The sequence below is a fragment of the Streptomyces sp. NPDC051109 genome (genome assembly GCF_044455885.1).
Classification (GTDB): domain Bacteria; phylum Actinomycetota; class Actinomycetes; order Streptomycetales; family Streptomycetaceae; genus Streptomyces.
In genome coordinates, this window is record NZ_JBITFF010000002.1 from 86805 (window position 1) to 104432 (window position 17628).

Sequence of the window (17628 nt, forward strand, 5' to 3'; positions counted from 1 at the left end):
AGCCCGTCAGGCGGGCGGGACGCCGAACGACATTTTGGAGAGGTAGTGCGCGCCCAGGGCCTGGCGATGGTCCGGGTTCCCGAGGTACTCGTCGCGACGGAACTCCGGGGCGGCCTTGATCTGCTCCTTCGTACGGTCCACGTAGACCTTCTCCGCCACGTGGTCGATGCGGGTGACCAGGCCGGCCGGCAGCAGGACCTCCTTGCCGAGGATCCACACGCCGGTGTCGACGACCAGGTAGGCGTCGGTGACCTCGTCGGAGTGCTTGTCGACCTTCCCGATCCTGCCGTCGAGGGCCTCGACCCCGTAGCCGGTGAGGTCGGCCGCCAGGTGGTCGACGCCGGCGCGGTAGGCCCACACGTTCTCCGTCATGCGAAACGACTCCTTCGATCGATCGGACTGTGGCCCCTCCGCCTCCGCGGCCCCGGAGGCGGAGGGGTCTGCGTCGACGGCGCGCCTGCCCCGGAATCCGCGGCTCCACTCCCCGGCCTGCGGGACCGTCGCCCGCTCCTAAAAAGATTGCGTTCCCCCCGTTTGCGCCGCCTGAGACCGGCCATAAGCGTGTTCACGGGAGTCCGTGGCGGTGAGCGGCACGGACGCCCGAGCGGGCCCGAGCCGCGTGGTGGCATCCCCCCGCCATCACGCGGCCGGCGCTCCTGCGCGCCTACCTCCACGTCACCGCTGCGGCCCGGCTTCGAGGGCGGCCAGGATCCGGTCGGGGGTCAGGGGAAGCTCCCGCAGCCGCCGGCCGGCGGCGTGGCTCGCGGCGTTGCCGATCGCCGCGGCGGCGCCGACGATGCCGATCTCCCCGATGCCCTTGCTGCCCATCGGGTTGAGGTGCTTGTCGTGCTCGTCGATCCAGTGTGCCTCGACGGCGGGGACGTCGGCGTTGGCCGGCACGTGGTAGGCGGCCAGGTCCCGTTCCGCGAAGTCGCCGAACGCCGGGTCGAGCTGGCTGTGCTCGGTGAGCGCCATGCCCAGCCCCATCACCATCCCCCCGATCAACTGGGAGCGGGCGGTGAGCGGGTTGAGGATGTGGCCGGCGGCGAAGACGCCGAGCAGCCTGCGGACGCGTACCTCTCCCGTGACGGTGTCGGCCTGGACCTCGGCGAAGTGTGCGCCGAACGAGTGGCGCGCGTACGGGGACTTCTGCTTCGCGGACTGGGTGGTGTCGGCGGACGCGGAGAGCCCGGCGGCGGGCAGCGGTCCGTGGTGCCGGGCCAGCCGGTCGGTCAGCGCGGTGCACGCGTCGTGCACCGCCCAGCCCCAGGACGCCGTTCCCGTGGAGCCGCCGGCTACCGGGCCGGGCGGCAGCGCGCTGTTGCCGATGGCCACTGAGACGGCGTCGAGCGGGACGTGCAGGGCGTCGGCGGCGATCTGGGCCAGGACCGTACGGGCGCCGGTGCCGATGTCGGTGGCGTTGACCTCGACCAGGTAGCTCCCGTCGGGCCGGGCGTGGGCCCGGGCTCCCGTAGGGGCGATGTACACGGGGTAGGTGGCGGCGGCGACGCCCGTCCCGATGAGGAGCGGCCCCTCGCGGCGGGGCGGCCGGCGGCCGGCCCAGCCGAACCGGCGTGCGCCCTCGCGCAGGCATTCCACGAGGTGGCGGGTGCTGAACGGGCGCCCGCTGTCGGGCTCGGTGGCCGGGTCGTTGCGCACGCGCAGCTCGACGGGGTCCATGCCGAGGGCGTCGGCCAGCTCGTCCATGGCCGACTCCAGGGCGTACATGCCGGGGGTTTCGCCGGGGGCGCGCATCCAGGAGGGCGTGGGCACGTCGAGCGCGGTGACGCGGTGGGTGGTGCGGCTGTCCTGGACGGCGTACATGACCCGGGCCGGCACTGCGGCCTGCTCGACGAACTCGCGGACCTGCGAGGTGTGCGTGGTGACCTCGTGGGTGAGGGCGGTGAGGGTGCCGTCGGGGCGCGCGCCGAGCCGGAGGTGGTGCAGGGTGGGCGCGCGGTGTCCGACGGTGGCGGCCATGTGCTGGCGCGGCAGGGACAGCGTGACGGGGCGTCCGCAGCGCCGGGTGGCCATCACGGCGAGGACGACGTGCGGGCGCGGTGTGCCCTTGGAGCCGAATCCGCCGCCGACGTGCTCGGCCAGGACGGTGATCTGGTCTTCCTGCAGCCGGAACAGACCGGCCAGGACGTTGCGCACCACCGTGGTGCCCTGGCAGGAGTCGTGGACGGTGAGGTGGCCGCGCTCGGCGTCCCAGTCGGCGGTGGCGGCGTGCGGCTCCATGGCGTGGTTGTGCAGCGGCGCGACCGTGTAGCGGACGTCGACGCGTACGGGCGCGGCGGCGAACGCCGCGTCGGGGTCGCCCTGTTCGCGGTGCGCGGGGTAGCCGCCGTTGACCACTTCGGGGGTGTACAGGCCCGGGTGCGCTTCGCGCAGGGTGACGTCGTGCGGCTCGCTTTCGTACGTGACGCGCACGGCGTCGGCGGCGGCCCGCGCCCCCTCCAGGGTGTCGGCGACGGCCAGTGCGACGTACCAGCCGCGGTGCGGCACCCTCAGGTCCTGCAGGAGCTGCAGGGTGGGGTCGTCGGAGGGGCCCAGGCGGGGGGCGTCGTAGGGGGTGAGGACGTCCAGTACGCCGGGCAGGGCCAGGGCGTCGGCGGTGTCGACGGCGGTGATCCGGCCGCGGGCGACGGTCGCGGGCACCGGCCAGGCGTAGGCCCGCAGGGGCAGGTGCTGTTCGGCGGCGTAGCGGGCGGCGCCGGTCACCTTCTCCCGGCCTTCGCGCCGCGGGACGGAGGTGCCGAGAGCGGCGGCGGTGGCGGCGGAGGCGGCGGATTCGAGGGTGGCGGAGGTCGGGCTCATCTTCGTCCTGTTCCTGGTCGGTGGCGCCGCTACGGCGTGGCGGGGGAACCGGGGTACGGGCCGGCCAGCTCGGCGATGGCGTCGCAGGCGAGGTTGCGGGCGAGCGGGATCTTGTACGCGTTGTCGCGCAGGGGACTCGCCTGCGCGAGTTCGGCGTCGACGGCCGCGCGGACGGCGTCGGGGTGCGGTACGGCGCCCGTCAGCCGGGCCTCGGCGGTGGTGGCGCGCCAGGGCCGGTGGGCGAGGCCGCCGAAGGCGAGCGCGACCCGGCGCACCCGGCCGTCGTCGGGATCGAGGTCGAGGACGACTGCGACCGAGGCGAGGGCGAAGGCGAACGAGGCGCGTTCGCGGGCCTTGCGGTAGAGCGAGCGGGCGCCGGGCGTGGCGGCGGGCAGGATCACCGCCGTGATGATCTCCGCGGGGCGGATGACGGTGTCCTGCTCCGGCCGGTCCGCGGGCAGCCGGTGGAACTCGGCGGCCGCGACGGTACGGGTGGTGCCCGGCGCGCCGTACAGCTCGACTTCGGCGTCCAGCGCGGCGAGCGCCACGGCCATGTCCGAGGGGTGGGTGGCAATGCAGTGCTCGGAGTGTCCGAGGACCGCGTGGTCGCGGTGGAGGCCGTCGCGGGCCCCGCAGCCGCTGCCGGGTTCGCGCTTGTTGCAGGGTTTGGAGAGGTCCTGAAAGTAGCCGCAGCGGGTGCGCTGGAGGAGGTTGCCGCCGGTGGTGGCGACGTTGCGCAGCTGGCCGGAGGCGCCGGAGAGCAGTGCCCGGCTGAGGAGGGGGTAGCGGGTGCGCACCAGCGGGTGGGCGGCCAGGTCGCTGTTGCGGACCGTGGCGCCGACGCGCAGGCCGCCGTCGGGGAGGTCGCGGATCTCGTCCAGCGGCAGGCGGGAGATGTCGATGAGGGCGCCGGGGGTCTCGACGCCGAGTTTCATCAGGTCCACGAGGTTGGTGCCGCCGGCGAGGTAGCGGGAGCCGGGGTGCGCCGTATGGGCGTCGGCCGCCGCTTGGAGGCTGGTGGCGCGTACGTAGGCGAAGGGCTTCACGCGGTCACCTCCGCGCCGGTCGCGGTGGCCGCGGCTTCGGCTCCCGCATCGGCGACGGCTCGGACGATCGCGGGGTAGGCGCCGCAGCGGCAGAGGTTCCCGCTGAGCCGTTCTCTGATCTCCTCGGCGGTCAGCGGGGCGGGGCCGGGAGCCGTCGGGGCCGAGGCGGCGGTGACGTGTGAGGGGTGGCCGGCGGCGGCTTCGCGGAGCGCGCCGACCGCGGAGCAGAGCTGGCCGGGGGTGCAGTAGCCGCACTGGAAGGCGTCGTACTCCATGAAGGCGCGCTGGAGCGGGTGCAGGGCGCCGTCAGGACCGGCCAGTCCTTCGACGGTGGTGATCTCGCAGCCGTCGAGGGCCACGGTGAGGAGCAAGCAGCTGTTGGCGCGCCGGCCGTCCACCAGGACGGTGCAGGAACCGCACTGCCCGTGGTCGCAGCCCTTCTTGGCGCCGGTCAGGTCCAGGTGCTCGCGCAGGGCGTCCAGCAGGGTGACCCGGTGGTCCAGGTCGAGATCGTGGTGGACGCCGTTGACCCGCAGGGTCACAGGGGAGCTGACGGCCCCGGCGGGTGCGCCGTCCGGTGTGCGCGGCGCCGGCCCGGGGCTGCCGTCGGGTGCGGGCCGGTGGGCGGGCGGGTCGGTCGAGTGGGCCACGACGAGCTCCCTTGGCGTCCGTTTGGGGAGGGAATATCCCTACGCCTTCCCAGCCTGGCCCCTCGCAGGCCCGAGCGCGCCGCACACCCCCGCCGGCCTCCCCCGTACGGCCCACGGCCGGGAGCGGGGACTGCTCGCAGGCACTGCGCCCACCCACCCCCCACCGGGGCAGTGGTGCGGGGCATACGGTCGCGCCCCGAGCGGCGCGAGCATCGAGCTCCCGCGCCGATCAGGGCCACGCCGAGACCTGGGTCCCCTCCTCCCTCGATGCCCCCACGCCTGCGGATTGGTTCCGGGTGGGAAATTTCAGACGGCCGCCGGGGCCGACAGTCGTCCTCCGATCATCCAGATGCGCGACATCGCATCGGCCAGGGCCGGATATCGGGCAGCCTCACAGAGCATTTCCGAGAGCACGAGCAGTCCGTGCGCGGTGCACTTCGGATCGCGGTTCTGGTGCAGCCAGACGACCGCGCTGCTCAGGGGCCGCCGTCCGAGGAAGATCCCCGATCGGCGCACCGCGGCCGCCGCCTCCAGGTCGGAGCGGCTACCGCCGAACGGCAGGACTGCGGTTCGGCGGATTCCCGGCGGCGCGGTGGAGTCCCGCACGTGGCGGACGTACGATTCCGGCGGGGCCTGTCCGTTCTCGAAGGTGTTGCGGAATCCGGCGATGCGCATTCCCGCATTCTCCAGGTGGAGCTCGATGTAGAGCTCGATCGACAGACCTCGCAGCTGAATACGGAGGGGCAGATGCGTCATCTCCCCCGGCCGGCGCGAAGCCCCGCCGAAGAATCCCTGAGCATTCTCCACCCTCGACCGGATCGTCGAGGTCAGGCGCCGATATTCGTCCACCGATGCGTGCGTCGGGGAAAACCACACAGGTTTCAGCATGGCCGCCCACATCAGGGGAGGCCGCCGGCAATCGGCCTTCTCTGAAGTAATCTGACATCGGTCGTTTCGACCGTGCTGCACGCGTGCATGCGCATCCACCGCCTTCGGCATCATCCCTATCGCAGGGTTCGGATCGGTCCTCTCCTTTGTAGTCGTCCCGGTGAAGGCCAGGCCAATAGTTGGCCTCTGTTGCTAAGAAATCGACGCGATCCCGGAAAACGGCCAACCGGCGCGCCTGCCGACGGCTGTGCCGCCACGCCACCGGTGACGACCGCCCTACTGCCGCCGGTCACGGCCCTGCCCGTGCTCAGGGCGATGGCAGCCGGGTCCGGGAAGTCCTACCATCACGAGTACGGACTATGCGCCCTGCCGTCGTAGGGAGGCCGGTATCGTGAACGCCGGATTCGGACGAACGGACCTCTCGGCCTACCTGCCGATCGCAGAACACGGCCTCATCGGCGATCTCCACAGCGCGGCGCTCGTCGGCACGGACGGCGCCATCGACTGGTACTGCTGCCCGCGCTTCGACTCACCGAGCGTGTTCGCCTCCCTTCTGGACGCGGAGAGGGGCGGGTCGTTCGAACTCGCCGCCGACGTACCGACGCGGACCCGGCAGTTCTACTTTCCCGACACGAACGTTCTCATCACGCGGTTCTTCGCCTCCGACGGCGTGGCCGAGATCCAGGACTTCATGCCGATCACCGACGACTCCGGCGCACCGGCCCGGCACCGGCTGATCCGACGGGTGATCTGCGTACGGGGATCGCTCCCCTTCACGGCGCACGTGGCTCCCCGCTTCGGGTACGGCGCCGAACCGCACTCCGCACAGGCGCGGGGCGCCCACACCGTGGTCTTCCGTTCCGGGAGCCTGTCGTTGGCGCTGACCGCCACCGCGCCGCTGGAGTGCGACGGCCTCGACGCGCGGTCCCGCTTCAAGCTCCTTGAGGGCGAGTCGGCGGTGTTCGCCCTCGACCCGATCGTTGACGACGTCATCCCGCGGGCCTGCCCCCAGGCCGAAGCCGAGCAGCAGTTCGAGACCACGGTCAGGTTCTGGCGCAACTGGCTGGCCCGCTCGCGCTACCACGGAAGGTGGCGGGAGATGGTGCACCGCTCGGCGCTCGTGCTGAAGCTGCTCACGTACGCCCCGACCGGTGCGATCGTGGCCGCCCCGACGACCAGCCTGCCCGAGCAGATGGGCGGCGAACGCAACTGGGACTACCGTTTCGTATGGGTCCGTGACGCCGCCTTCTGCGTGTACGCCATGCTCAGGCTGGGCTTCACCGGCGAAGCCGAGGCGTTCATGCGCTTCCTGTCCGAGCGGGGCATCATGCGGGGCAGCGGACCCGCAGGCCCCCTGCAGATCATGTACGGGATCGACGGGCGCGACGAGCTGCCCGAACAGGTACTGCCCCACCTGGAGGGCTACATGGGGTCCGCCCCGGTACGGGTGGGAAACGCCGCGACCGGGCAGCTCCAGCTGGACATATACGGAGCCCTCATCGACTCCGTGTACCTGTACGACAAATGGGGACAGCCCATCAGCAGCGACCGGTGGGAGGAGCTCGGCGTACTGGTGGACTGGCTCTGCGACCACTGGGACCAGCCTGACGACGGCGTGTGGGAAACGCGCGGCGGACGAAAGAACTTCGTGTACTCCCGGCTGATGTGCTGGGTCGCGATCGAGCGGGCCATCCGGATGGCGAACCGGCGGGGCCTGCCCGCCGATCTCCCCCGCTGGCGGCAGAGCCGTGACGCGATCTACCGGCAGATCATGCAACGCGGTTGGTCCCCCGAGCGGGGGGCGTTCGTCCAACACCTGGACGACCTCGTGCTCGACGCCTCGGTGCTGATGATGCCGATGGCAAAATTCATCTCGCCCACCGATCCCAAATGGCTCGCCACCCTGGACGCGCTCACCGCGGAGCTGGTGTCCGACTCGCTGGTCTACCGCTACGACCCCGAAGCCAGCCCGGACGGCCTGAGGGGGGCCGAGGGCACCTTCTCGATCTGCTCCTTCTGGTACGTCGAGGCGCTCACCCGCGCCGGACGGCTGGAGGAGGCGCGGCTCGCTTTCGAGAAGATGCTCACCTACGCGAACCACGTCGGCCTCTACGCCGAGGAGATCGGGCTGACCGGCGAACAGCTCGGCAACTTCCCGCAGGCCTTCACCCATCTCTCGCTGATCAGCGCCGCGTTCAACCTCGACCGCGCCCTCGGCTGACCCGGATCCACAACCGGCCACCGCCGCCGGGGCGGCCCCCGGCCGTCACCACGGCCCTTCCTCGCCCCAGCCCTCGGGACCGCCGCCGCGCCACTCGACGAGATCCGGATCGGTCAGATCCAGGGTGTCGGCGTCCAGGAACCCGAGGGCGGTCAGGAACACGGCGACGTCGGAAACGCGGTGGGCCACCCCGATCGGAGCGCCCTTCCAGCGGACACGCCGCCAGCCGTTCTCATCGGGCGGCTCGATGACCAGGGAAGGTCGCATACCCTCCAGCCTGGCCCTCAGGCCGCGACCGGGCGCGCGGGGACGGTCCGTACGGATGCCGTGGCCGGCCCGCCGGGTCATTGGCCCCACCAGGAAGCCGTGCGCTGCGAGGCCGAACGTCCGTGCGCCGAGTGGTCTCCATGGCCAATCCCACCTTCATCACGTAATGTTCACTTAGCAGTATCACCTATTACTATCCAGGGGGCGGGCGGCGATGCCGGACAGCAGGATCAGTGAGCTCGTACGGATGTGGATCAGCGGCTGGGTCGTGTCCCGCGGCAGCTCGGACCCGATCGACGAGCCGTGGGGGTGGACGATCGACGTCGGGCAGCCGCAACACGTCGCGCGGCACGTGCTGCCGGAGCCCACAGAGGGCGATGTGCGCAAGATCGTCGCCGCGACGAGCGCGCCCGGGACGTGGTTGAAGCTGTTCGCCGAGGACCAGGCCGTCCTGCCCTGGGTCGGGCCGGGCTGGCGGCTCGAACGTCCCGGCTTTCTGATGACCTGCCGGCTGGCGCCGGAACGCATCGAAGCTCCGGCCGGCTACACGGTCACCAGTTGGACCCGGGGCGGCGTGAGCCGAGTGCTGGTCCGCACGCCCGCCGGGCACTTCGCCGCCCGTGGACAGATCGCCCGGGCAGGCGCCCATGCCGTGGTCGATCAGGTCGAGACCGCTGCCGAGCACCGGCGCAAGGGCCTCGGCGGCCTGGTGATGCGCACGCTGCAGAGCACCGCGTACGAAGCCGGTGCCAGGAACCGGCCTCCTGGTCGGCACACCCGACGGGCGGGCGCTCTACTCCTCGCTGGGCTGGACCGTGCACTCCCCGATGGCGAGCCTCTGGTACGAACCGTCGGATGCCGCCCGTTGAGCCGAACACCCGCGTCCTCGCCGGAGGAGGCGCACCTGGCCGCCGCGGGGCGGCCTCAGTCCTCGCGCCCGGCACCGCGGTCGGGTGCGCTCATGTCCCCCGTTGCGGGCGTGCCCTCGGCGAGCCCGTAGCGCAGGTACACGGTGCCCTTCGGACTGGCTGCCGGCGGTTCGAGGAGCGTGATGTTCGTGGGCACCGCGCCGTGGTCGAACACCTTCTTGCCGACGCCGAGCACGATCGGGTGCACCCAGAGGTCGAGGCGGTCGAAGAGCTTCTCGCGCAGGAGGGTCTGCACCAGGTTCAGGCTCCCGACGACCTTCACGTGCTCGTGCCGGTCACGGATCTCGCGCACCGCGCCCGCCAGATCCGGGCCGAGCTGCGTGGACCCGGCCCACGAGAGGTCGGGCCTGCCGCGGGAGGCCACGTACTTCGGGACGCTGTTGAAGAGCGTGGCGAACTCGTTCTCCTTGCCGCCCTCCTGGTACGGCCAGTAGGCGGCGAAGATGTCATACGTCCGCCGGCCGAGCAGGAGGGCGTCCGTGCCCTCGTACGCGGCACCGATCTGCGCGCCGGCGACCTCGTCCACCAGGGGCGCCTGCCAGCCGCCGAACGGGAAGCCCACCGGGTCCTCGTCGGGGCCGCCGGGTGCCTGCCCGACGAGGTCGAGGGTTGCGAAGAGCTCGATGTGGATGAGGCCCATGGCTTGCTCCCGATGAGTTGGTCGTCCCGTTCGGCAGGGTAGACCCGTGGGCGCCGGCAAACTCATCGCCGCGACGGAACCCGGCTCACCTTGCCCGTCGGCGCCGCGGCGGTACCGTGCAGTCCGCGGTCGGGCGCATCGTCCCGGTCGCCTCGACGTCCGTCTCCCGCCAGGGCGCCAACGGCCGGTGCCCGCGGCCCCTCATCAGGAGCAAGTCGCGTGCGCTGACCGCCAAGAGGACGACACCGGATCGGGGGAAGAAGCGACCACAGCCGATGCGCGCACCCTGCGTAAGGGGAGAACACATCACATGACTGTTACCGCGAGCATCGACTCCAGCCGACCCGTCGCCACCCTGATCAACGTCTTCACCGTCCCGCCCGAGCGGCAGCAAGAGCTCTTTCCGCGTCGAATCCCACCACCCCAGGCCATAGCCCCTCGGCGGCGTCCGAAGCCTGCTCCGGCAGGGCCGGGCGGCCGCCCTTCAGGACGGACCGGCCCGGCCCTGCCGGAGCTCCACTTCGCCCCGGAGCGGCCTCGCGGCTCGGGGTGAAGCCGCTTACCCGGCCTTGCAGGCCGCGTTGAAGGCCCGGTTGGCCGCCTGGGTCCAGGCCTGCCAGTAGGCGTTGCTGTGCTGCTGGCCGGACTTGTCCGCCACCGGCTTGGTCGTGCAGCTCTTCTTGGCCGCCGCGGCGCCCGCCTGGGCGCCGTCCGTGCGACCCTGGGCGATGTCCCGCCGGGAGCCCGGCTGGACCGTGGGCGTGCTCTGCGGGTTCACGGGCTTCGGAGTCGCCTTCGAGGCCACCCTCTTGCAGTTGACGAAGACGAAGTTCTGGTCCTCGTTGACCGCGAGAACCGTGTAGTCGACGGTCTTCTGGAAGCGCTGCACGCGGAAGGTTCCGTCCGGGCCTATCGCCAGGTCCTCGGTGCTCTCGCCGTCGTTGAGCTTGCGGGGTACACCGAAGTCGAGCGGGAGGGGGAAGGGGAAGGGGCCCAGGCGGCCCTCGTGCCATGCTCCCCCACCCGCCATGGGCTGTCGGCCGGAGGCCGCGGCGTCTTCGCGGACCGGCTTTCGCCCGCGCCACGCCCACCTGCGGGTGAAGCCTGGTCGATGGTCGGCGCGGGCGGTGGCGGGGCCTGGACACTGTGCCCCGGTACGGGCTGCCGTACCCCTGCGCACGGAGAGCTGAAGAGATGACGAACGGTACGGTCCTGCTGGCACTTCGGGAGAACCCGATGGGTGGTGGCGTCAGCGCGGAGCAGCTACGCCGGATCGGCAAGGAGCTGGAGAACCAGGGGCTGGAGTTGCGCTGGGCGCCGAGTGCGCGTGACGCGCGGGCCGCCCTGCAGACCGAGGCCGGGCTCGCGGCGGCCGTAATCGCCTGGGACCTGCCCCGGGCGGCGGGGGGCGCGGTCGAGGAGGGCGGCGGCGGGGAGGTCCTGCGGCACATCGCGCGGCGTTTCAAGGACCTGCCGGTCTTCCTGGTGATGGCGGACGACTCCGATCAGGACCTGGAGCGGCTGCCGCTGTGGGTTTCGGAGACGGTGGTCGGCTACGTCTGGGCGCTGGAGGACACTCCCTCCTTCATCGCGGGCCGCGTCGCGACGGCGGCCCGCGGCTACCACCGCGACCTGCTGCCCCCGTTCTTCAAGGCCCTGCGGCGCTTCGAGGACTCACACGAGTACTCCTGGCACACCCCGGCCCACTCCGGCGGCGTCGCCTTCCTCAAGTCCCCGGCCGGGCGGGCCTTCTTCGACTACTACGGGGAGCGGCTGTTCCGCACCGACCTGTCGATCTCGGTCGGGGAACTCGGGTCGCTCTTCGAGCACAACGGCCCGATCGGCGAGGCGGAACGCAACGCCGCCCGGGTGTTCGGTGCGGACCGCACCTACTTCGTCCTGCACGGGGACTCCACCGCGGACCGGATGGTCGGCCACTACAGCGTGACGACCGACGAGATCGCACTCGTGGACCGCAACTGCCACAAGTCCGTCCTGCACGGGCTGGTCATCTCCGGGGCGCGTCCCGTCTACCTGGTGCCGACCCGCAACGGCTACGGACTCGCCGGTCCCCTGCCGCCCGCCGCGACCGCCCCGGCGGCGGTGGCCGCGAGGATCGCCGCGAACCCCCTCACCGCCGGGGCGCTGTCCCCCGACGCCCAGTACGCCGTCGTGACCAACTCCACGTACGACGGTCTGTGTTATGACACCGTGGCGACGGCCCGCGCCTTGGCGCCGAGCACTCCGCGCCTGCACTTCGACGAGGCGTGGTTCGCGTACGCCCCCTTCCACCCGCTGTACGCGGGCCGCTACGGCATGGCCGTCGGACCGGACACCTTCCCCGATGACGGCGACGAGGAAGGCGGGCCGGGCCGGCCGACGGTCTTCGCGACCCAGTCCACGCACAAGTTGCTCGCCGCCCTGTCCCAGTGCGCGATGGTCCACGTACGGTCGGCGCCGCGGGCACCCGTCGAGCACGAGCGGTTCAACGAGGCGTTCATGATGCACGGCACCACCTCACCTCTGTATCCGGCGATCGCGTCCCTGGACGTGGCCACCGCGATGATGGACGGCCCGCAGGGACAGTGGCTGATCGACGAGGCGGTCACCGAGGCGATCCGCTTCCGTCAGGCCGTGGTCCGCACCGGGCGCCGCATCGCCGCCTCGGGAGACCGGCCCGACTGGTTCTTCGGTGTGTGGCAGCCCGAGTCGGTCACCGACCCGGCGACCGGGGAGCGCATCGCGTTCGCCGACGCGCGGCCCTCGCTCCTGAGCCGCGAGCCGTCGTGCTGGCATCTGGAGCCGGGCGCCGAGTGGCACGGATTCGCCGGGCTGAGCGAGGGCTACTGCCTGCTGGACCCGGTCAAGGTGACCCTCACCTGCCCCGGGGTGACCGCCGCCGGCGAGACCGGCACCTGGGGCATCCCCGCACGGATCCTCACCGCCTACCTGGAGGCGCGCGGGATCGTCGTGGAGAAGACGGACAGCTACACGACGCTGATCCTTTTCTCCATGGGCATCACCAAGGGCAAGTGGGGCACCTTGATGGACGCCCTCATGGACTTCAAGGCCCTGTACGACGCGGATGCCCCGCTGGACCGGGTCCTGCCGGAACTGGTCCGCCGGTTCCCTCGCCGGTACGGCCGCACCACCCTCAGCGGTCTGTGCCGCCAGATGCACGAGCACCTGTCCCGCGGCGAGCTGATCGACGCCCTCGATGCGGCGTTCCACGACCTCCCGGAGCCGATCGCGCCCCCGCGCCACTGCTACCAGATGCTCATCCGGGGCGGTACCGAGCGCGTACGGCTGGCGGAGGCGGCAGGGCGGGTGGCGGCGGCGATGGTGACCGTGACCCCGCCGGGGATCCCCGTCCTGATGCCCGGAGAGTCCACCGGCGCCCCCGACGGGCCGCTGCTGCGGTACCTGCGCGCCCTGGAGTCCTTCGACCGCGGCTTCCCGGGCTTCCACAGCGAGGCCCACGGAGTGAGCATCGACCCCGAGAACGGCGATTACCTGATCGAATGCGTCCGCACCGGCCCGGCGGCCGCCGGCTGATCCGCCCGCTCGGGGACGAGGCCGGGCGGGCTCCGTCCCGGCCCCGGTGACGAAGCCGAGGCATACGCCTGGTCAGCACGCGATCGGCCCTTCGGTCCTCCCGCGGGAGGGGCGACGGGGCCGATCGCGCCGCGGACGCGCGCACTGGTCAGAGTGCGGTGCCCGTCTCCTCGGCCAGCGTCTGCAGGAGCCGGTCCTGGAACGCCTCGTCGTGGACGGCAGGGTGCGGCTCGCGCTGTCGGCGGTGGTACCAGTACCCGCCGCTCATCAGGGCCCCGGGATCATCGCCGACGGCGAGCCACTCCTGCGTGCGGTGTCCGAGCTCAAGATCGTCCGGCGCATGGGGGCCGCCCATCCTGGTCGGCACCCATCCCGGATCCACGGCGTTGCTCAGCACGCCGGCACGCAGGCGGGCCACCGCGGCGGCGAGCGTGGTGACGAACAGCTTGCTGTCGGCGTACGACCCCGGGCCGTTCCCCCGCCAGTCGATCCCGGCGAGCGAGAGGCGCCCGTCGTAGTGCGAGCCGCTGCTCAGATACACCAGACGGCGCGGGCCGCGGAGCAGGGCCGTGAGCAGGTACGGCGCGATGACGTTGACCGGCATGACGTCCGGCCCCCGGTACACCCCGGCGTTGTGGATGACCGCGTCGAGCGGGCTCGTGTCGTTCAGCTCGGCGGCGATGCGCCGTACGGCGTCCCGCTCGGCGAAGTCGCCCACGACGAGGTCCGCTCCGCGGTCGACCAGCTGCCGGAGGTCCGTGGCGCGCCGCTCGTTCCGGGCGTGCACCACGACGTCGTGTCCCTCAAGCAGCAGCGATTCCGCCGCGGCCCGGCCGAGACCCTCCGCGGACCCCGTCACGAGGATCCGGCTCACCGTCGCACCGCCCCTCGCCCGCGTTCCGTGTCGTGGCCGACGCTCACGCCGGCCCGGGCCGCGTCCGCGCTCCGGTGCGGCCCCTGGATCCGTCGCCCGCTGCACGAGGGGAGCCCGGCCTGCGGGGGGATGGTCTTCGCTCGCCGCGCGGTGGGGAACTCGCGGGCCTCGTCACGGTTGTCCACACCTCGACCGTACGGCTTGCGTGCCGAAAGAGAGGTACGAGCCGCATACCTCTCGCCGCCGAACCCGCGGCCTGCGCGGAAAGCGGGTACCCGGATGGCGTAGCGCCGGGCGGACATGGCAGCGCTCCGCTCCCTCTGGGCCGCCGCCGTCCCGGGCGCATCGCCCTGCAGGACCCGGCCGGCGGGCAGGGCACGGCGGTCCTGAATCCCCGCGACCCGGCCCAAGCCCACCCGACCCGCCCCGGCCCGGCCCCGGCCGGGTGGCTGCCTACGGGATGAGCGGGTGGAGGCCCGAGCAGTCGTACCCGCCACTCGGATCCGGCGCGTACAGCCAGTAGGCCGACATGGCGAGCAGCAGCACCATCGGCACGGTGAGCAGCGCGGACGCCCCCGCGAGCCGCCGCTGCCAGGCCGCTCCGCCGATCGTCCCGGACCGCCGCGCGGCACGGCTCAGGGCGGCGTACAGCACCAGGGTGCCCAGGCCGCAGGCGACGCCGGCCCACGAAGTGACGTACATCCGCGTGGAGGGGCCCAGGTAGTGGCAGTGCCGGAAGGTGTCGGAGTCGAAGGCCGTACGGGCGGCGAGCAGTCCCGCGGAGGCGGCAGCCAGCAGGGGCACGAGGAGCACGCGGTGGGACCGGACGGGAGAGCCGCCGGGGTCGGTGGTGGTGGTCATCCGCGCCCCTCCAGGTCGGGGAAAGGGTTCATGGTGACGGCCCCCGCTTCCTTCTCGGGGCGATTCTGATCGCGTAGTGGGGCAGGACGGCTCGTTCGGCGGCCGGCCCGCAGGGCTGGGCACGAGGATCGCAGGTCGCACCTCCGGCTCGTAGGCCGGGCACCCGGCGTGCGCGCACGGCGCGCCCCACCCCCGGCTCCATGTGCTCCTGACTCGCGCCGATGGTGCAAGGCGCGACAGCATGGAGGTAGGGCGGTCGTCGTGGCTGCCCGACAGGAGGGCATTACAGACCGTGAGCAGGCAGCGCTTTGCGTTCTGCGGGGCTGAGCTGGCCGCTGTCTACGTGCTCGCCGAGGGCCGCAAGGAGCTGCATCTGGCCGAGATGACCGGAAACCGCTCCATGCTCTACGGACTGCCCGCGGTCCTCTCCGTGGACGGGCACTCCCCGGCCGCCGAGGCCTACCGCTCGGGCCGCCCGCTGTGGCTGACCCCGAAGGCCCTGGCCGCATATGTCGAGGAGGACCCCCACCACTTCCCCGGCCGGGTACGGGACGACTCCGTCAAGGCGTCGCCGGCCAAACTCTCGCTCGGCGCCCTGCCCCTCGGGCACGGTGCCAAGGAGCTGGGCTGCCTGATCGTCGTCGGCGAGGTCCCGGACGGGTTCAGCAGCGACCGCCGGAGCCTGCTGGAGCTGTACGCCGACCAGGTCGGTGCCGGGCTCGAATCGGTGGCGGCCCACGCGCCCGGGCGGACGGCCCCGCGCCCCCCGCTGGGACACTCGCTGGTGCCGCTGCGGGGCGGCGCGTTCATCCTGGACCTCGGCTCCGGCCGCATGGAGGTGCACGCGCGCGTGCTGGAGCTGCTCGGCATCCCGCCCGACCAGTTCGGCGGCAGCGTGGAGATGCTGCTCGCGAGTGCCGTGCCGGACGACCTCCCCGCGCTGATGGCCATCCTGGAGCCGGACAGGCTGACGACGGATCCGCAGCAGCTGGCGTTCCGCATCCGTCGGCCGGGAGGGGAACTGCGCTGGCTGGGCCTGCGGTGCCGGGTGATGACGGACGACGACGGCAATCCCGTGCGGGTCCTCGGTGTGGTCGCCGACGCCTCCTACCTCCGCCCGAGTGCCGACGAAGTCTCCATCGTGCAGCGGCTGTCCACCAAGCTGGCAGGAGCAACGACCATCAGGGACGTCAGCCAGATCGTCGTCAACTCCCTGAGCGGCCCGCTGGACGCGAGCCGGGTGGCGGTCGCGGAGGTGGAGGCCGACCGGCTCGTGGTCACCGTCCTCGACCCTCCCGAGCCGCGAGCCTGGCCGGGGATGTGGCGTTCGGAATGGCGATCGGAGTGGCCGGATGCCTCGATGCACGACCTGCCGACGCTGCAGAACGCACTGCGGGAGGGCCATGTGAGCCTGTGGCCTCCGGGCGCGGACCTCGAACCCGCTCTCGCGGGCATCGGGCCCGGCGGCCTCGCCGTCCTGCCGCTGCCGGCCGACGGCCGGATGGTCGGGGTCTGCCTCGTGGGATGGGACGGCGAGCACCGGTTCGGGCCGGAGGAGCGGTCTCTGCTGACCGCCACCGCGGGGCTGGTGGGGCAGGCGCTGATGCGCGCCCACGCACTGGACGCCGGCCATGAACTCGCCACGATGCTCCAGCGCAGCCTGCTGCCGCGCAAACTGCCCTCGCTGCCCGGCGGGATGGCCGTCGCCCGGTACCTGCCCGCGACGGTGGGGCTCGAAGTGGGCGGCGACTGGTACGACGTCATCCCGCTCAACGACGGCCACGTGGCGCTCGTCATCGGCGATGTGCAGGGACACAGCGCCGGAGCGGCGACCATCATGGGCCAGATCCGGACGGCCGTGAGGGCCTACGCAGTGGAGCGCCATCCGCCCGACGTGGTCATCGCCCGGGCCAACCGGCTGCTCGTCGGCATGGAGACGGACCTGTTCGCCACCTGCCTGTACGTGGACCTCGACATGGAAGAGGGCATCGCCTGGTTCGTCCGCGCCGGCCACCTGCAACCGATCCTGCGCTACCCGGACGGCAGCGCCCAGGAGTTGGCGGTCGAGGGCGGACCGCCCCTGGGAGTGGTCACGGACACCGAATTCCCGATGACGGAAGTGGGCCTGATCCCGGGGACCATGCTGGCCCTGCTGACGGACGGCATGGTCGAGTCGTCCAACGTCCGCCTGGAGGACGGCATGCGCCGGGTGTGCGACGTACTGGCCACGGCGGACCCGGCCGACCCGGGCATGGTGGCCGACGAACTGCTCTCGGGCGTCAACCGGCGCGACGACGACGTGGCGCTGCTGCTGTTGCGCTACGACGGCACCCGCGACCGTCCGACGCGGACGAACTGGACCGTCTGGCGGCTCCCCAACGCCGTCCAGCACGCTCGCCGTTTCGCCGCGCGCACCCTTCGCTCGTGGGGTGTGGAAGAGGAACTCGACATCGCCCTGCTGGTCGTCTCCGAGCTGGTCACCAATGCGATCGCCCATACGCAGGGAGAGGTGCAGCTGGATCTGACGCTGTCGGCGGACCGGCTGCGGATCGCCGTGAACGACGCCTCGCCCCGCAGCCCGGTCAAGCCCACGGACGTGGACTGGTCGGCGACCGGGGGCCGCGGGATCCTCATCGTCGAGGCGACGACGGCGTCCTGGGGGTCGGTACCGCTCAGCAGCGGCAAGCAGGTGTGGGCCGAGGTCTCGCTGGCACCGCGCGAACGGTTCGCCCAGCGCACGTAGCCGGGCCGCCCTGCCGACGGCGGCCGTGGCGGGAGTACGCCGTTGTGACGCATGTGGAACGTCCGGGGCGTGTGGCGACGCGTTCCGGCTCCACCACCCGTCTACCCTGCAGGCCCAGTACCCCGGACGGAGCG

Annotated in this window: 14 protein-coding genes; 4 read left to right on the forward strand and 10 right to left on the reverse strand. The window is 72.2% G+C overall.

All coding sequences use genetic code 11. The features are described 5' to 3' along the window. Positions 1–6 precede the first annotated feature (6 nt). The 5 genes from ACIBAD_RS03360 to ACIBAD_RS03380 all read right to left on the reverse strand — a co-directional run bounded on the left by ACIBAD_RS03360 (position 7) and on the right by ACIBAD_RS03380 (position 5404). Entirely contained in the window at positions 7–372 is a 366-nt protein-coding gene (locus ACIBAD_RS03360; protein ID WP_398904094.1) for a PRC-barrel domain containing protein, read from the reverse strand. Between the two features lie 303 nt (positions 373–675). After that, positions 676–2820: a xanthine dehydrogenase family protein molybdopterin-binding subunit gene (locus tag ACIBAD_RS03365; RefSeq protein ID WP_398904096.1), complete on the reverse strand. Its 2145-nt coding sequence runs from the start codon at positions 2818–2820 to the stop codon at positions 676–678. A gap of 29 nt (positions 2821–2849) precedes the next feature. After that, positions 2850–3866, reverse strand: a complete 1017-nt coding sequence (locus ACIBAD_RS03370) for an FAD binding domain-containing protein (protein WP_398904098.1) — start codon at positions 3864–3866, stop codon at positions 2850–2852. Continuing rightward, complete coding sequence (locus tag ACIBAD_RS03375) at positions 3863–4516, reverse strand: 2Fe-2S iron-sulfur cluster-binding protein (RefSeq protein ID WP_398904100.1); 654 nt, start codon at positions 4514–4516, stop codon at positions 3863–3865. The genes ACIBAD_RS03370 and ACIBAD_RS03375 overlap by 4 nt, the downstream gene beginning before the upstream one ends. A 306-nt stretch (positions 4517–4822) precedes the next feature. Then, complete coding sequence (locus ACIBAD_RS03380; RefSeq protein WP_398904102.1) at positions 4823–5404, reverse strand: ribosome-inactivating family protein; 582 nt, start codon at positions 5402–5404, stop codon at positions 4823–4825. A 391-nt stretch (positions 5405–5795) separates the two neighbouring features. On the opposite strand from ACIBAD_RS03380, the gene ACIBAD_RS03385 reads away from it, so the two are divergent. Beyond that, positions 5796–7625, forward strand: coding sequence for a glycoside hydrolase family 15 protein (locus tag ACIBAD_RS03385; protein WP_398904104.1), 1830 nt, complete (start codon positions 5796–5798; stop codon positions 7623–7625). 45 nt (positions 7626–7670) lie between these two features. Here the strand turns inward: ACIBAD_RS03385 and ACIBAD_RS03390 are convergent, their stop codons facing one another. After that, positions 7671–7892: a hypothetical protein gene (locus ACIBAD_RS03390; RefSeq protein ID WP_134068775.1), complete on the reverse strand. Its 222-nt coding sequence runs from the start codon at positions 7890–7892 to the stop codon at positions 7671–7673. 247 nt (positions 7893–8139) lie between these two features. Here ACIBAD_RS03390 and ACIBAD_RS03395 point away from each other — a divergent pair, with 247 nt between their 5' ends. Then, positions 8140–8892, forward strand: coding sequence for a GNAT family N-acetyltransferase (locus tag ACIBAD_RS03395; RefSeq protein ID WP_398904106.1), 753 nt, complete (start codon positions 8140–8142; stop codon positions 8890–8892). Here ACIBAD_RS03395 and ACIBAD_RS03400 read toward each other — a convergent pair. Further along, a complete protein-coding gene (locus tag ACIBAD_RS03400; RefSeq protein WP_134068777.1) occupies positions 8817–9461 on the reverse strand; it encodes a dihydrofolate reductase family protein in 645 nt (214 codons plus the stop codon). The genes ACIBAD_RS03395 and ACIBAD_RS03400 overlap by 76 nt on opposite strands. 559 nt (positions 9462–10020) lie before the next feature. Beyond that, positions 10021–10491, reverse strand: coding sequence for a hypothetical protein (locus ACIBAD_RS03405; protein ID WP_398904109.1), 471 nt, complete (start codon positions 10489–10491; stop codon positions 10021–10023). A 164-nt stretch (positions 10492–10655) separates the two neighbouring features. Here ACIBAD_RS03405 and ACIBAD_RS03410 point away from each other — a divergent pair, with 164 nt between their 5' ends. Next, positions 10656–13016: an Orn/Lys/Arg decarboxylase N-terminal domain-containing protein gene (locus ACIBAD_RS03410; RefSeq protein WP_398904111.1), complete on the forward strand. Its 2361-nt coding sequence runs from the start codon at positions 10656–10658 to the stop codon at positions 13014–13016. Between the two features lie 148 nt (positions 13017–13164). Here ACIBAD_RS03410 and ACIBAD_RS03415 read toward each other — a convergent pair whose 3' ends face one another. Beyond that, positions 13165–13890, reverse strand: a complete 726-nt coding sequence (locus ACIBAD_RS03415; RefSeq protein WP_398904113.1) for an SDR family NAD(P)-dependent oxidoreductase — start codon at positions 13888–13890, stop codon at positions 13165–13167. A gap of 453 nt (positions 13891–14343) precedes the next feature. Then, positions 14344–14751 carry a hypothetical protein gene (locus tag ACIBAD_RS03420; protein WP_398904115.1) on the reverse strand — a complete coding sequence of 136 codons (408 nt, stop codon included), beginning with the start codon at positions 14749–14751 and terminating at the stop codon, positions 14344–14346. Positions 14752–15043: 292 nt separating this feature from the next. On the opposite strand from ACIBAD_RS03420, the gene ACIBAD_RS03425 reads away from it, so the two are divergent. After that, positions 15044–17494 carry a SpoIIE family protein phosphatase gene (locus ACIBAD_RS03425; RefSeq protein WP_398904118.1) on the forward strand — a complete coding sequence of 817 codons (2451 nt, stop codon included), beginning with the start codon at positions 15044–15046 and terminating at the stop codon, positions 17492–17494. Positions 17495–17628 lie beyond the last annotated feature (134 nt).

Coding starts and splice junctions, on each gene's coding strand:
- ACIBAD_RS03360 (WP_398904094.1), bottom strand. CDS start 372: ATGACGGAGAACGTGTGGGCCTACCGCGCCGGCGTCGACCACCTGGCG.
- ACIBAD_RS03365 (WP_398904096.1), bottom strand. CDS start 2,820: ATGAGCCCGACCTCCGCCACCCTCGAATCCGCCGCCTCCGCCGCCACC.
- ACIBAD_RS03380 (WP_398904102.1), bottom strand. CDS start 5,404: ATGCTGAAACCTGTGTGGTTTTCCCCGACGCACGCATCGGTGGACGAA.
- ACIBAD_RS03390 (WP_134068775.1), bottom strand. CDS start 7,892: ATGCGACCTTCCCTGGTCATCGAGCCGCCCGATGAGAACGGCTGGCGG.
- ACIBAD_RS03395 (WP_398904106.1), top strand. CDS start 8,140: ATGTGGATCAGCGGCTGGGTCGTGTCCCGCGGCAGCTCGGACCCGATC.
- ACIBAD_RS03400 (WP_134068777.1), bottom strand. CDS start 9,461: ATGGGCCTCATCCACATCGAGCTCTTCGCAACCCTCGACCTCGTCGGG.
- ACIBAD_RS03405 (WP_398904109.1), bottom strand. CDS start 10,491: ATGGCGGGTGGGGGAGCATGGCACGAGGGCCGCCTGGGCCCCTTCCCC.
- ACIBAD_RS03410 (WP_398904111.1), top strand. CDS start 10,656: ATGACGAACGGTACGGTCCTGCTGGCACTTCGGGAGAACCCGATGGGT.
- ACIBAD_RS03420 (WP_398904115.1), bottom strand. CDS start 14,751: ATGACCACCACCACCGACCCCGGCGGCTCTCCCGTCCGGTCCCACCGC.